The organism is Lactobacillus sp. B4026 (assembly GCF_026535825.1).
In the GTDB taxonomy this organism is placed as follows: domain Bacteria; phylum Bacillota; class Bacilli; order Lactobacillales; family Lactobacillaceae; genus Lactobacillus; species Lactobacillus panisapium.
This window is the reverse complement of the sequence record NZ_JAFNPD010000001.1, coordinates 224128-239173: the sequence shown is the minus strand read 5'-3', so window position 1 is coordinate 239173 and position 15046 is coordinate 224128. Positions and strand designations below refer to the sequence as shown.

The 15046-nt window shown below is 38.6% G+C and carries 12 protein-coding genes; 1 reads left to right on the top strand and 11 read right to left on the bottom strand.

All coding sequences use genetic code 11. From position 1 onward, the window contains the following. The first annotated feature begins 166 nt into the window (after positions 1–166). On the top strand, positions 167–751 hold the full coding sequence (clpP, locus tag J3U69_RS01250; protein WP_103752125.1) for an ATP-dependent Clp endopeptidase proteolytic subunit ClpP: 585 nt from the start codon (positions 167–169) through the stop codon (positions 749–751). Between the two features lie 52 nt (positions 752–803). Here clpP and whiA read toward each other — a convergent pair whose 3' ends face one another. The 11 genes from whiA to hprK form a co-directional block, all read right to left on the bottom strand. Continuing rightward, a complete protein-coding gene (gene whiA / locus J3U69_RS01245; RefSeq protein WP_103752124.1) occupies positions 804–1739 on the bottom strand; it encodes a DNA-binding protein WhiA in 936 nt (311 codons plus the stop codon). A 3-nt stretch (positions 1740–1742) separates the two neighbouring features. Next, positions 1743–2777, bottom strand: coding sequence for a gluconeogenesis factor YvcK family protein (locus tag J3U69_RS01240; protein ID WP_220220973.1), 1035 nt, complete (start codon positions 2775–2777; stop codon positions 1743–1745). Between the two features lie 4 nt (positions 2778–2781). Further along, positions 2782–3660, bottom strand: coding sequence for an RNase adapter RapZ (rapZ, locus tag J3U69_RS01235; protein ID WP_220220972.1), 879 nt, complete (start codon positions 3658–3660; stop codon positions 2782–2784). A 97-nt stretch (positions 3661–3757) separates the two neighbouring features. After that, the gene (locus J3U69_RS01230) at positions 3758–4300 is read right to left on the bottom strand and encodes an HdeD family acid-resistance protein (RefSeq protein WP_220220971.1); all 543 of its coding nucleotides are present in this window, start codon (positions 4298–4300) and stop codon (positions 3758–3760) included. Between the two features lie 50 nt (positions 4301–4350). Continuing rightward, a complete protein-coding gene (uvrA, locus tag J3U69_RS01225; RefSeq protein WP_267412786.1) occupies positions 4351–7203 on the bottom strand; it encodes an excinuclease ABC subunit UvrA in 2853 nt (950 codons plus the stop codon). Beyond that, a complete protein-coding gene (gene uvrB, locus J3U69_RS01220) occupies positions 7193–9235 on the bottom strand; it encodes an excinuclease ABC subunit UvrB (protein WP_267412785.1) in 2043 nt (680 codons plus the stop codon). The genes uvrA and uvrB overlap by 11 nt, the downstream gene beginning before the upstream one ends. 98 nt (positions 9236–9333) lie before the next feature. Beyond that, the gene (locus tag J3U69_RS01215) at positions 9334–11058 is read right to left on the bottom strand and encodes a phospho-sugar mutase (protein ID WP_267392844.1); all 1725 of its coding nucleotides are present in this window, start codon (positions 11056–11058) and stop codon (positions 9334–9336) included. Between the two features lie 135 nt (positions 11059–11193). Beyond that, positions 11194–12120, bottom strand: coding sequence for a thioredoxin-disulfide reductase (trxB, locus tag J3U69_RS01210; RefSeq protein ID WP_220269384.1), 927 nt, complete (start codon positions 12118–12120; stop codon positions 11194–11196). Positions 12121–12173: 53 nt separating this feature from the next. Then, complete coding sequence (locus tag J3U69_RS01205; protein ID WP_220269383.1) at positions 12174–13193, bottom strand: NAD(P)H-dependent glycerol-3-phosphate dehydrogenase; 1020 nt, start codon at positions 13191–13193, stop codon at positions 12174–12176. 34 nt (positions 13194–13227) lie between these two features. Beyond that, positions 13228–14064, bottom strand: a complete 837-nt coding sequence (lgt, locus tag J3U69_RS01200) for a prolipoprotein diacylglyceryl transferase (RefSeq protein WP_103752115.1) — start codon at positions 14062–14064, stop codon at positions 13228–13230. Further along, positions 14061–15032, bottom strand: a complete 972-nt coding sequence (gene hprK, locus J3U69_RS01195; protein ID WP_267412784.1) for an HPr(Ser) kinase/phosphatase — start codon at positions 15030–15032, stop codon at positions 14061–14063. The genes lgt and hprK overlap by 4 nt, the downstream gene beginning before the upstream one ends. Positions 15033–15046 lie beyond the last annotated feature (14 nt).

The window sequence follows — 15046 nt, the reverse complement described above, 5'->3', positions numbered from 1 at the left end:
TCCTCCAAAAATTTAGTTTACTCTTCGTATTATATAATAAGAATGTTGTAACTTAGAATACAAAATTAATACACTTTCATTGACAGGTTTTGATGTAAGTGATTTAATTAGCACTGTACTTATTAGAGTGCTAATAGATATGAATTTTAATTCAGGAGGTAGAAATATGCTTGTACCTACAGTTATTGAACAAACTGCCCGTGGTGAGCGTGCCTATGACATATATTCACGCTTGTTAAAAGATAGAATTATTATGCTTAGTGGTGAGATTAATGATGATATGGCCAATTCAATTATTGCCCAATTATTATTCCTTGATGCCCAAGACAACACAAAGGACATTTCACTATACATTAATTCACCAGGTGGAGTAATTACTTCTGGTTTGGCAATCATGGACACCATGAACTTTATCAAATCAGATGTTTCAACCATTGCAATTGGAATGGCTGCATCAATGGCATCAATTCTTTTAACCAGTGGAGCTAAGGGTAAGCGTTTTGCTTTGCCAAACTCAACTGTCTTGATTCACCAACCTTTGGGTGGCGCACAAGGTCAACAAACTGATATTCAAATTGCAGCCAATGAGATCTTAAAGAGTCGTGAAAAGATCAATAAGATTTTACACGAGACAACTGGTCAGCCACTAGAAAAGATCCAAAAGGATACTGAACGTGACAACTACTTGACTGCTGAAGAAGCAAAAGATTATGGTTTGATTGACGAAATCATGGTTAATCAAAAGAAATAGTTAAATACAGCCAAATTAAAAGAGCTTTGAATAATTTTCAAAGCTCTTTTTGTTATTCATTTAATGTTTCAGCCATCTCATGCAGTTTGGCAAACCGATGATTAGCGCCCGACTTCGAGATCGGTCCATCTGGTACTTTTTCGGCTACTTCTTTTAAAGAAAGTTCCGGGTTCTGTAATCGCAGACGGGCTATTCCCTGTAATTTTTCGGGAATGTTTTCTAAGCCAATTTTATTATCAATCAGCTCAATGTCTTCAACTTGTTTAGCGGCAGCCGTTGCCGTTTTTTTCAAATTAGCCGTATCACAATTAACCAGTCGGTTAACTGAATTCCGCATATCACGCATTATTCTGAGATCCTCAAAAGAAAGCATGGCATTAATTGCACCAGTTATATGTAAAAAATCACCAATTTTTTCAGCTTCTTTTAAGTAGACGATATAACCTCGCCGCCGCTTAGTTGTTTTCGCATTAAGCTTAAAATAATGATTCATCAGCTTAAGCAGATCATTATTATGATCCTCATAAGCAGAATAGATTTCAAGGTGGTAGCGACTTGTTTCAGGGTTATTAACGCTGCCACTGGCCAAAAAAGCACCTCGCAAATAAGACATAGCACCTTCACGCGAATTAATAATTCTTTTGGGAATACGGGTAATTAATCCTGCCTCGGGAGTTAAAATTTCCAAATTTGTTAGAATTTCTTTAACGTGATTTTGCAGTCGAACCAAGTATTGATTATTTTTCTTAAGCTTCATTTTTCGTGAAACTATTAATAATGGTTCGACCTTATATGCAGTTTTAATTAAAGAAAAAATGCGACGCGCAATTGCAGGATTTTCGGTCGTAATATCAAGGCTAAACATGTGATCATGAAAGTTTAACACGCCGTTCATTCGTAAAAATGCCGCTAATTCAGCTTTTGCATGCTCAGGATGAATTGGTAGCGACGTTAACTCCTTTTTTACCTTGCTCGCATAGCTTGCCATTAACTAATCCATTCTCTTTCTGCGGGACATTGCCGCAAACGCCCGATTAATAATTTCTTTAGCCACTTTTTGCCCATCGTGAAAAACAAGGCCACTTCGTTGATCAATAAAATCATCGGTAATGACGCGGCACCCTTGCTGCCTTAAGCCAGCATAATCATTTTTAACCGGCTCAATATAAGCATCGTAATCATCCGGGTCAAATTTTGACATATCAATCTTGGCCCCATTAACCAATGTTGTATTAATATAATGACCGCCAAGATGATTATTAATTACAGATACATGGTCACAATCAGAGAAATGATCTGTTTCACCAAGCTGAGTCATAATATTACAAATATAAATAACTTCAGCTTGCGTTTTCTTTACAGCCTCACCTAAATTCGGAATCATTAGGTTCGGCAAAATTGAAGTAAACAAACTTCCCGGTCCCAGAACTACGGCATCAGCCTGCATTATGGCCTCTAAAACGGGCGAAACGGCTTCTGGCTCAGAAGTAGAATTTGTATCAGTTACCCAAACACGCTTAATCCGTTTATCTTTATTAGTTATCTCCTTTTCCCCTGCTTGAACTGTGCCATCAATAAATTCAGCATTTAGTGTCAAGGGTTCATTTGAAGCTGGAAAAACATGACCATCAACTCGCATCATGCGTGATAAAGATTGCACGGCATCAAAAATATTACCATGCATTTCATTTAACGCTGCGATAATTAAATTACCAATCGCGTGCCCGGAGAAAAATGAATCTGATGAATCAAACCGATATTGAAAAATATCTTTTTCTTCCTGAGGAATATCACTTAATGAAACTAAGACATTTCTAATATCACCAGGTGGAACAACGTTAATAAAGTTTCTAATCGAACCAGACGAGCCACCATCATCCGATACGGTAACGATGGCAGTAATCTGCGCATTTTGATCCTTTAAGGCGTTTAAAACTACTGGTAAGCCAGTACCGCCACCAATAACAACGATTTGTGGTCTTCTGCTTTTAGTAACTCTAATTATTTTAGAATCTTCATAGGTCATTTTTTCACCTTTTTCTAGTGTAGCGACTAATTTCGCGGTGCGTAATATCAACTGAATAATTTTGGGATAAATCATGAGCAAGCTGCTGGGCAATTGCGACACTCCGATGCTGTCCACCAGTACAACCAATCGCAATTGTTAATTTACCCTTGCCTTCTTTAATATATCCGGGCACAGCTGTTTCCAGTAAATCTAATAACTTCTTGTAAAAGACTTTTGTTTCGTTTTTTTCCATTACATATTTGGCAACACGCTTATCTAAACCAGTAAACGGTCGCAATTCAGGAATATAAAACGGATTGGGCAAAAAACGAACATCCATAACGATATCCGCATCGATTGGCATACCATACTTGAAACCAAAGGACAGGACTTCAATCGAAAATGGTTGTTTTGCCTTACCACTAAACTCATCAAAAAGTTTCTGCTCAAGCTCTTTGGGCTTTAAATTAGAAGTGTCAATAATATCGTTGGCCCGATTTTTTATTCCCGTTAATATTCGACGCTCCTCGATAATTGCATCGAGAAGTCTACCACTTCGAGCTAGTGGTGGAACTCTTCTTGTTTCTTTATAGCGGGCAACCAGGGTATCATCTGAGGCATCTAAAAAAACAATCCTCGTTTGAACGCTACTATTATCTTCAAGTGAGTTTACTTCGTTTAACAAATCCTTGTAAAAATTTTTAATTCTAAGATCAACGACAACTGCTACCTTTTTAAAGTCATCTGAATTAACGATTAAATCCCAAAAACTGGAAAGAAGCGTTGGCGGCAAATTATCTACAACGAAATAGCCCATATCTTCAAGTGCATGCGAGGCCACCGTTTTACCAGCACCACTCATACCTGTAACGATTAATAATTGCTTTTTATTGACAGACATATGCTATCCCCCTATTGATATAATTATAACATACCGGGTGTTTCATAACTTTTCTGGGCAAAAAAAAAGTCCGCTAGGAACTTTTTCTTTGTCTTTTTTATCTACGGGCAAATGCCGCAATTACTTCACCTATTCCGAAAATCAATAGCCATAATGAAACTAGCCAGATTAACGTTAAAGCTGACAATGCTGGGTTAAACATTAAACTAATTGCGATTAATAATCCGAAAATATTCAAAATAATATTAATCCAAAAGTAAAAACCCGAAATATCTCGTAAATGCCACGAAAAAATAATTCCAGAAATTGAATCGAATAGGAACCAAAATGCAAATAAATATGCAATTGTCAGTCCAGCAGCATCGTATGAATAGAGGAATAGAACACCGATAATGATATCCAATACCCCAGAAACAATTGAGAGCCAGCTAAATGAAACAAAATAGCGAAAACGGCTATAAAATGCCAACCAAACAAATCCTTGTACAATCGATACAATTGCAAACAACAATACAAATGCATGTAATGCCTTGCCTGGATGACGGATTAAAAATAGCCCTGCTATGATCATTAAAATACCAGAGATTAGTGCAGCCCAGTTAAAGCCACGGTTTTCCCTGTAATTTGAAAAATTATCCATCTTTCTTCCTCCCTGACCGTTATTTTACACTTTTTGAATAAGAATAAATACTATTTATTATCTTTTTTAACGGTCTGCTTAGTTAATGCCGTATCGCGTTTAAGCACGGGAGCAAGATATTGTCCGGTAAAGCTTTCCTTAACTTTTGCCAGTTGTTCTGGCGTACCTGTAGCAACTATATTGCCACCGCCTTCGCCACCTTCTGGGCCCAGATCAATTAACCAATCAGCATTCTTAATTACATCAAGATTATGTTCAATAATTAAGACTGTGTTACCTTGATCAACTAAACGCTGCATGACATCAAGAAGACGCTTAATGTCATCTGTATGTAATCCCGTTGTTGGTTCATCCAAAATATAGAAATTCTTACCTGTAGAAATCTTTTGTAGTTCAGCAGCTAATTTCATTCTTTGGGCTTCACCACCAGATAAAGTCGTAGCCGATTGCCCTAATTTGACGTAGCCTAAACCAACATCAACTATTGTCTGCAATTTCCGCGCAATTTTAGGAATATTTTTGAAAAAGTCACATGCTTCACTAATTGTCATATCGAGAACTTGTGCAATATTCTTTTTCCGGTAAGTTACCTCCAAAGTTTCGGAGTTATAGCGGTTGCCGTGGCAAACTTCACAAGGTACATAAACATCTGGTAAAAAGTTCATTTCGATCTTAATAATACCGTCACCACGACATGCCTCACAGCGACCGCCCTTAACGTTGAATGAAAATCTCGCTTTTGTATAACCACGAAGCTTAGATTCATTTGTTTGCGCAAATAAAGCTCTAATATCATCAAACACACTAGTATAAGTAGCTGGGTTACTACGAGGTGTTCGTCCAATTGGACTTTGATCAATATCAATTATTTTTTCAATATTTTTGTAACCAGCAATGCTGCGATATTTTCCCGGCTTAGTTTGATTACGATTTAATTTTTGTGCTAGAGCACGTTTAAGAATCATATTGACTAAAGTTGATTTTCCAGAACCTGAAACACCTGTAACTACAATCAACTTACCTAAAGGAAAGTCTACCTTAAGATTTTTCAGATTATTTTCTGCTGCACCAGTAATGGTAATCTTCTTACCATTGCCCTTACGTCTTTTAAGGGGAACCGGCACAAACTTTTTACCAGCTAAGTATTGGCCAGTGAGCGATTTAGGATTCTTTTCAACTTCTTCAGGTGTACCGGCAGCCATTACTTCACCGCCATATGACCCTGCTCCCGGTCCCATATCAATTAAGTAATCGGCTTGCCTCATTGTCTCATCATCATGTTCGACAACAATTAACGAATTACCAAGGTCACGCATTCTCTTTAGAGCAGCAATGAGGCGATCATTATCGCGCTGATGCAGACCAATTGACGGTTCGTCAAGCACGTACATAACACCTGATAAGTTCGATCCAATCTGCGTTGCCAAACGAATTCTTTGGGCTTCACCACCAGATAAAGTATTAGCTGATCTTGATAAAGTCAGGTAATCAAGGCCAACACTGTTCAAAAAGGATAACCGATCGCGAACCTCTTTTAGGATTGGTTTAGCAATAATGCTTTTTTGCTCATTAAGCTCAATATTGTTAAAAAAGTCTAGTGCTTTATTGATCGAAAGTTCCGACGCCTCAGCGATATCTTTACCCATTACTTTTACGGCTAAGGCCTTCTGGTTCAACCTTTTTCCGTGACAAGTTCCGCAAGTCATTTCCGTCATGTATTTTCCCATAATGTCACGCATAAACTTAGACATCGGGTTGACATAACGACGTTCAACGTTTTCCATTACGCCTTCAAAAGGTGCTTTTGTATCTTTAACGCCAAATTCACCTGATAAATGAAAAGCAACTTCTTTTTTAGAACCATGCATCAGCATTTCTTTTTGCTTTTTAGTGAGTTTATTATATGGCTTATCCATTGGAATCTTTAAGCCTTGACATGCCTGTTCAAGCATGCCCCCATAATATTTGGAGTTTTTCCACGGTACAATTGCTCCCTCAGCTAGCGTTTTACTTTTATCAGGAACAACTAGGTCTTCATCAACTGAACGCTTAACACCTAATCCATCACAGTCTGGGCAGGCACCAAATGGTGCATTGAATGAGAATAGCCGCGGTTCCATTTCACCAACCGTAAAGCCACATTTCGGACAAGCATAATATTCAGAAAAGTTAAGCGTATCTCCTCCGATTATGTCAACGTTCATATAGCCTTCAGATAGGCGCAAAGTAGCCTCAACTGAATCAAAAAGGCGTGAGCGAATGCCCTCTTTTACAATTAACCGGTCAACCACAATATCAATTGAGTGACGCTTGTTCTTATCCAAGTCAAAGTCTTCACCAATTTCATGCATTTCACCGTCAATAATTACACGGACATAACCAGCTCGTTGTACACGTTTAAACACTTCTTTATGTGCTCCGCGCTTAGATCTGATTACCGGTGCCAAAAGCTGAATTCGTGTCCGTTCTGGCAAAGCCATGATGCGATTTACCATCTGCTCAACTGATTGCCGTTCAATTACTGTCCCGTCATTTGGACAAATTGGTTGACCAACACGTGCCCATAACAGACGCAGGTAATCGTTAATTTCAGTTACGGTTCCAACCGTAGAACGTGGATTATGCGATGTCGTTTTCTGATCAATTGAAATAGCTGGATTCAAGCCATCAATTGAATCAACATCTGGTTTATCCATTTGCCCTAAAAATTGGCGAGCATAACTGGATAATGATTGAACATAACGGCGCCGACCTTCAGCGTAGAGGGTGTCAAAAGCAAGTGAACTCTTACCTGAACCCGACAAGCCAGTAATTACAACCATTTTATCCTTTGGAATTGATAGATTTATATCTTTTAAATTGTGCTCGCGCGCTCCGCGAATTACAATCTTATCATTTGCCATTTATTTTATTTCCCTTTTTAGTAACTGGTTTCCTAGTGGAACTTTCAAGTTCCATAATTGCATCCCTTAAAGTTGCCGCTCCCTCGAAGTCGAGCTTCTTCGCAGCTTCTTGCATCTGCTTGCGCAGATCCTTAATCATAGTCTTCTTTTGCTTAGCTGTTAGTTCATCAAAATTCAAGTCAGCAAAGCTGTCATTATCGCTAACTTCGTCAGCCACCTTAGTTGCAGAGATAACATCACGAATTGGCTTAACGATGGTTTTAGGTGTTATGCCGTGGTCTTGGTTAAACTTAATTTGCAGCTTACGTCTTCTTTGCGTAGCATCAATGGCTTCGCGCATGGAATCAGTGATAGTATCAGCATACATTATTACTTCACCATCTGAATTTCGTGATGCACGTCCCATAGTCTGAACCAATGGCCGGTATGCCCGAAGAAAGCCTTCCTTGTCCGCATCTAGAATTGCTACCAAAGACACCTCTGGCACATCAATTCCTTCACGAAGCAAGTTTATTCCGATTAATACATCATATTTACCTAACCGTAAATCACGCAATATTTGCATTCGCTCTAGCGTTTTAACATCCGAGTGCAGGTATTGAACTTTAATACCTAGATCCTTTAAGTAGTCTGTCAAATCTTCTGCCATTTTTTTAGTTAGAGTGGTTACAAAAACCCGTTCATTGCGGTCAATTCGTTTGTTAATTTCACCTACAAGATCATCAATTTGACCTTCAACCGGTTTAACTTCAATTTTAGGATCAAGCAAGCCCGTTGGCCGGATAATTTGTTCGACCTTGTGATCAGTACGTTCTAGCTCATAATCACCGGGAGTAGCGGAAACATAGAGGATTTGATTAACGTGCTTTTCAAATTCATCAATTTTTAAGGGCCGGTTATCTAAAGCTGATGGTAAACGAAAACCATAATCAATCAAAGTCTTTTTCCGGTTGCGGTCACCGTTATACATTGCCCGAATTTCAGGCATAGTGGCATGAGACTCGTCAATTAAAATTAGAAAATCATCAGGGAAGAAGTCAAGCAGAGTATAAGGCGGTTCGCCTTCTTTACGCCCTTCCATATGACGAGAATAGTTTTCAATACCGCTTGTGTAACCAACTTCTCCCATCATTTCCATATCAAAGGTAGTCCGCTGCTTAATTCGTTCAGCCTCTAAAAGCTTGCCTTTACCTTCAAAATCTTTTACTTGGAGTTTCATTTCTTTAGAGATTGCTTTGAGAGCCCGACGCATCTGTTCTTCGTTAGTCATAAAGTGCGTGGCCGGAAATAAGGAGATACTTTCGCGTTCACCAATTATTTCACCAGTTAAAGAATCAATTTCGACAATTCGATCAATTTCATCACCAAAAAATTCAATTCGGTAAGCATGATTAGAATTGCCGGCTGGAAAGACTTCAACTACATCCCCACGCACACGAAAGCGACCACGCTGAAAGTCAATATCATTACGATCATATTGAATGTTAACTAAATTACGCAGCAAAGTATTTCTGCCATAGTCATCACCCTCATGCACCGTAATCACACTGGCCGAATACTCTTTAGGATCACCCAACCCGTAAATACATGAAACTGAGGCAACTACAATAACATCGTTTCGTTCCATCAAATCACTAGTTGCTTGGTGGCGCAGTTGGTCAATTTCATCATTAATTGATGAATCCTTTTCAATATAAGTATCAGATTGCGGAACGTAAGCCTCCGGTTGGTAATAATCGTAGTATGAAACAAAATAGTCGACGGCATTATGAGGAAAGAATTCCTTAAATTCGCCATACAACTGTCCCACTAAAGTCTTATTATGTGAAATAACCAAAGTAGGTTTATTTAAATTGGCAATTATATTCGCCATTGTAAACGTCTTACCGGTACCAGTAGCACCTTCAAGAATTTGTTCTTCATATCCCTTTTTAAAACCACTTGTCAGTTTATCAATCGCCTGCTCTTGATCACCAGCCGGCTTAAATTTGGAGACAAGTTCAAATTTACGGTTATCTTGTCGTTTAATCATAGAAAAGCTCCTCGTAAAAAAGTTGGACAAAATAGCCCAACTTTTATTTTGCGTATTCTATTTTACTACATCGAACGTACTTTCGCACGTCTTTTGTCTTATTTCAATAACTGTGATAATGTTGCTTGATAATTTTCTGCTGCTTTTTCTGCTAAAGCAATAGTTGGCTTGTTTACACCCACATAAGCCTTAATAACCGGCTCTGTTCCTGAAGGACGTAAAGCCAGCCAAGTTTGATCTGACAAATAATATTTAAGAACATTTGATTTTGGCAGATCAGCTAACTCTTTTACCTGTCCAGCACTAAATTCCTTTTGTTCTAAAAAGTCCTGAATTTTTTTTACCTTAATTCCAGCTATTTCTGTCAGACGCTCTTGCCTTAGTTTGGTCATTAATTGTGCCATTTTCTTTTGACCACCAATTCCTGGCATTTCAATTGCACGAGTAATTTCAAAAGAAGTTCCGTATTTTTGCCAAATTTCAGTTAAGCCATCCAAAACTGTCATATCACGTGAAGCATAATAAGATGCAACTTCAGCAAACATTATTGCACCCTGCATGGCATCCTTATCACGGGCAAATGGCTTAAATAAATAGCCATAGCTTTCTTCAAAGCCCATTAAGAATCTACCATCATGTTCACGTTTCATGCGGTCTATTTCTTCACCAATAAATTTAAATCCGGTTAAAACTTCCTTAGTTCGGATGCCAAAATCTTGCGCAATTTTGCCCGGCATACTGCTCGAAACAATTGAAGTAACTAGTTCGTAGTCTGACGCTAATTGATTATTATCTTTCATATTTACTAAAAGGTAATAGATCATTAATGTTGCAATTTGATTCCCCGTCAAAACTTGGAAATCACCGTTTTTGGTTCTAACACATGCTCCCATTCGATCAGCATCAGGATCAGTTGCAATAATCAAATCGGCCTTTTTTTCATTTGCCAACTTAATTCCAGGATCAAAAACATCTCGGTATTCGGGATTAGGCTTTTTGGTAGTTGGAAATTCCGGATCAATAATTGATTGGCTTTCAACTGGAAAAACATTCGTAAAACCATTTTGCCGAAATGCTCGTTCATAAAGCATCTTACCGGTCCCATGTAAAGGGGTATAGATAATAGATAATTTTGGCGCATTATCCTTAATTAACTTGCGGTTAACGTTGACCCTCTTTAATTCAGCCAAATAATCTTCATCAATATTTTCCCCAATTAGTTCTATCAAGCCCTTGGCGCGCAATACTTCCACTTGCTGTGCTTTAATTTGAAAAAGATCTTTTACACTTTGAGCATAATGGAAAACCCGATCAGCGTCTTCTGGACCCATTTGAGCACCATCTTCGCCATAAACCTTATAACCGTTATATTGCTTGGCGTTGTGCGAAGCGGTTATATTGATTCCGGCAAACGTGTTGAGGTGTCGGACAGCGTAAGACAGCTCGGGCGTGGGGCGCAAATCATCAAAAAGATAAACATGAATCCCATGAGTCCCTAGAATACGGGCAGCGTGCTCTGCAAATTCTCGCGAGTGATAGCGTGAATCAAACGAAATCACAACGCCTCTTTTTTGGGCCTTCACGCCATTTTCATCAATTAAGCGAGCAAGACCTTCCGTCACCCGCGAAACAGTGAAAAGGTTAATTCGATTAGTTCCAGGTTCAAGGCGGCCACGCATCCCTGCGGTTCCAAAATTAATGTCTTGACCAAAAGCATCATCAATCCACTTTGAATCTTGGCCTAATTCTGCCAATTGTTCTTTTAAGTAGTCAGGCATATTAGTAGCCTCTTGCCAGCTTTGAAAAATTTTCTCAGCGTTCATTTAAAATATAGACCTCTTTTTTAAGTTATCTGATTTAATAATTCGGTTTTATAATTTATATTCTAGCATTTATCAATTATGCTTTCTGCATAAAATAAAAAAGAATCCAACTAACTGAATTCTTCTTTTTAATTATTAATCATCTAAGCTCTGTAAATAATTGTATGCTTCTTGACCAGCAACACTACCATCACCAACAGCATTAGCGATTTGGCGCAAGTCTTTTGCCCTAACATCACCTAATGCAAAAATGCCGGCAACCTTGGTTCTCATATGTTCATCTGTTGGAATCCAACCATTTTGATCAGTTACGCCCAAATCTTTAAATGGTGCTGTTTGGGGAATAACGCCAACGTAAATGAAAACGCCGCGAGTAGCTAGTTTCTTTTCTTCGCCTGAAATCTTATCACGATAAGTTATACCAGTTACGCGGTTGCCATCACCATCGATCGATTCCGTAATGCCATTCCAAATGAAATGAATTTTATCGTTGGCAAAAGCCCGTTTCTGCAAAGTCGGTTGTGCACGCAATTGATCTCTACGATGAATAACTGTAACAGATTTTGCGCTCTGGGCAAGATAAATTCCCTCTTCAATCGCGGAATCACCACCACCAATAACTGCAATGTCCTCATTTTTGAAAAAGGCGGCATCACAAACGGCACAATAGGAAACACCTTTACCAGAATATTCCTCTTCCCCGGGAACGTTTAGGTGACGATGATCAGCACCGGTAGCAATAATTAAAGCCTGCGTTGAATATTCAGCTGTATCTGTCTTAACAATCTTTTCATTGCCTTCAAGAGTAACAGATTGAACATCACCGTATTCAAATTCAGCGCCAAATTTCATCGTCGAATTATACATTTTTTCGCCTAATTCAGGACCCTTAACCTCGCTAAAACCGGGATAATTATCAATCGCGTCAGTATTATTCATCTGACCACCATAAAGGCCGCGATCTAAAATTAAGACCGATAAATTAGCCCGTGAAGCGTATAAAGCTGCTGTTAATCCGCCAGGACCTGCTCCAATAACAATTACATCATATTTCTTTGTCATATTTCCACCTTAAAAACTTATTTTTCGTAAGTAAATCTTACAATGGAAATAGACTAAAGTCTAATTTCCTGTTTTGGACTTCTACCCATCATTTGCTTAATTTCATCATCAACATTGGAATTTTCATATAAAACACGGTAAATAGCTTCACTAATTGGCATATCAATCTGTTTTTCTTCACAAAGTTCGTGAACTGCCTTAACGGTCGTTGCACCTTCAACTACTTGTCCCATATTTTTCAAGACATAATCAAGTGACTTGCCCTCACCCAATTGCTTACCGCAGCGCCAGTTACGTGAATTAACAGATGTACAAGTAACAATCAAGTCGCCAATTCCGGATAACCCACTAAAAGTCATCGGATCAGCACCAAAATAATTAACTCCTAAACGCGTAATTTCTGCCAAGCCTCTAGTCATTAAAGCTGCTTTAGCATCGTCACCGTATTTTTTACCAACTAAAATTCCAGCAGCGATTGCAATAACGTTCTTAACTGCCCCAGCAACTTCAACACCAATCAAATCGCTATTAGTGTACAAACGGAAATAATCATTTGACAACATTTCTTGAACTTTTTCAGCGTTTTTCTTACTTGTTGAAGCACATGAAATTGCCGTTAAGTCTTTTTGGGCTACGCTTTCAGCATGGCTTGGACCTGAAATAGCAACGATAAGGTCTTCATCTTCAGGATATATTTCTTCAGTTAGAATTTCCGAAATCAATTTTTTAGAGCCTGGTTCAATTCCTTTAGTAGCAGTTACGATAAGTGGCTTACGTCCCCCTTTAGCTAAAATCTGACCTGCCTGTTTAGCCACGATTCGAACCGCTTGCGTTGGCAAAACGAAAAGAATCACTTCTGCATTTTCTAAGGCTTTATTCAAATCTTCTGTAGCAGTAACGGTTTCATTGACCTCCCAGTCTTTCATGTAGTGCTCGTTAGTATGATGCTCATTAATTTCTTGATTAACAGCTTCGTTGTTGCCATAAAGAATTACATCATTGCCCTTGTCAGCTAGCATTGAACCTAAAACCGTGCCCCATGAACCAGCACCTAAAACTGTAATTTTTGTCATTTTTCTTCCAGACTTTCTTTTAAATATATTTTTATTAATCTCTTGAATATGGAAATTTCAATCCACTACCATCAAGATACCACTTTGGCTTAACAACTTTGCGGCGGTAAATAAAAAGTGCAACAATCACGATTAGCAAAATCAAACTAAGCAATTGTGAAACTCTGATTCCCGCCGTCAGGTAAAGGCTGTCTGTCCTTAACCCTTCAACAAAAAAGCGCACAACTGAGTACCAACCTAGGTAAAGCATAAAAACTTCACCCTGCTTGAACAAATGCTTTCTATGTCGTAAAGCTAAAATCAAGATTAACCCAATTAAATTGAAAAACGATTCGTATAAAAAGGTAGGCTGATAATAAACTCCACCAATTTTCATTTGTTCAATAATAAAGCTAGGTAAATGCAGGCTTTGCAAGAAATGCAAGGTTGTTGGACCACCATGAGCCTCCTGATTAAAAAAGTTGCCCCAGCGACCTAAAATTTGGGCTGCCATCACGCCAGGGGTAATAACATCAAGCATTAAGAAAGGCGGCAACATTCTTTTATAGCAAAAAACTAGTAAAACTAACAAACCTGCCAGCAAGCCCCCATAAATTGCAATACCACCATTCCAAATCGCAATAATTTGATCAGGGTGTTTAGCATAATAACCCCATTCAAAAATTACGTAATACAAACGGGCCCCAACATAGCCAAGTGGAACGGCCCATAAAAGCAGGTCTAAGAAATCGTCACTTTCAATCTGCCGTTTTTTTCCTTCTATCATGGCCATCGAAACAGCTAAAATTATCGCTGCTGCCATGATTACGCCGTACCATTTTACACTTAAACCGCCCAAGTTAAAGGCTATCGGGCTGATTGTTCCGATCATTTATCCGCATCCTTTGCTTTTTTGGTTGAATTATCTTTTGAATTCTGAGCAATCAAAGCAGTTAAATTATTGTCAAAAGTTGTTGTTGCATTGTAGCCAATCCGTTTAGCACGAAAGTTCATAGTAGCAATTTCAATTATGTCTTCCATATTCCGACCAACTTTAACTGGAATCGTAATTTGCGGTACCTCAACATTACAGATCTCGCGTTTGCTTTCCTCAAAGCCAAGACGATCATAATTGACCTTATTGTCCCAATTAACGAGCTTGATGACTAACTGGATAGTTTCACGATTTTTAACTGCGCCAACACCGAATAAATCCATGACATCAATAATTCCGATCCCCCGAATTTCCATCAAATGCTTTAAAATTTGGGGTGCTTCACCAACGACTGTTTCCACATCTTTTTGATAAACATCTACCCGGTCATCTGCAATTAGGCGATGCCCGCGGTGAATTAAACCTAAAGCCGTTTCGGACTTTCCAACACCTGAATCGCCAGTCAGTAAAACGCCTAATCCTTTTACTTCAACCAAGACACCATGAATTGTGTCCCTAACTGCCAACCGCTCACGCAAATATTCAGTTAACACACTTGAAACATAAGTGGTTGATTCTGTTGAAGATAAAATGGGAATTCCCGCATTATCGGCTGCTTCAATTAATTCTTTCGGAATTGGAAGAGAACGTGAAATAAAGAAACACGGCGTCTCGGGAGTACATAGTCGCTTAAAGACATTAACTAAACTTTCATGATCAAGCCTTGCAGCATATGAAATTTCAGTTCGGCCCAAAAGTTGGATTCTTTCTTTAGGATAAAAATCAAAATATCCTGTCAGTTCCAGTCCTGGCCGATAAATATCAGAAACCATAATTGCACGGTCATCAATATATTGACTTCCTTTAACAACATACGTAATTTTATTATCGCGAATTAAATTCTTTAACTTAACTGCATTAGCCATTTTGCATTCCTCTT

Bases quoted from the DNA above. Each gene is read 5' to 3' on its own strand.
- clpP (WP_103752125.1), top strand. From the start codon at position 167: ATGCTTGTACCTACAGTTATTGAACAAACTGCCCGTGGTGAGCGTGCC.
- whiA (WP_103752124.1), bottom strand. From the start codon at position 1,739: ATGGCAAGCTATGCGAGCAAGGTAAAAAAGGAGTTAACGTCGCTACCA.
- J3U69_RS01240 (WP_220220973.1), bottom strand. From the start codon at position 2,777: ATGACCTATGAAGATTCTAAAATAATTAGAGTTACTAAAAGCAGAAGA.
- rapZ (WP_220220972.1), bottom strand. From the start codon at position 3,660: ATGTCTGTCAATAAAAAGCAATTATTAATCGTTACAGGTATGAGTGGT.
- J3U69_RS01230 (WP_220220971.1), bottom strand. From the start codon at position 4,300: ATGGATAATTTTTCAAATTACAGGGAAAACCGTGGCTTTAACTGGGCT.
- uvrA (WP_267412786.1), bottom strand. From the start codon at position 7,203: ATGGCAAATGATAAGATTGTAATTCGCGGAGCGCGCGAGCACAATTTA.
- uvrB (WP_267412785.1), bottom strand. From the start codon at position 9,235: ATGATTAAACGACAAGATAACCGTAAATTTGAACTTGTCTCCAAATTT.
- J3U69_RS01215 (WP_267392844.1), bottom strand. From the start codon at position 11,058: ATGAACGCTGAGAAAATTTTTCAAAGCTGGCAAGAGGCTACTAATATG.
- trxB (WP_220269384.1), bottom strand. From the start codon at position 12,120: ATGACAAAGAAATATGATGTAATTGTTATTGGAGCAGGTCCTGGCGGA.
- J3U69_RS01205 (WP_220269383.1), bottom strand. From the start codon at position 13,193: ATGACAAAAATTACAGTTTTAGGTGCTGGTTCATGGGGCACGGTTTTA.
- lgt (WP_103752115.1), bottom strand. From the start codon at position 14,064: ATGATCGGAACAATCAGCCCGATAGCCTTTAACTTGGGCGGTTTAAGT.
- hprK (WP_267412784.1), bottom strand. From the start codon at position 15,032: ATGGCTAATGCAGTTAAGTTAAAGAATTTAATTCGCGATAATAAAATT.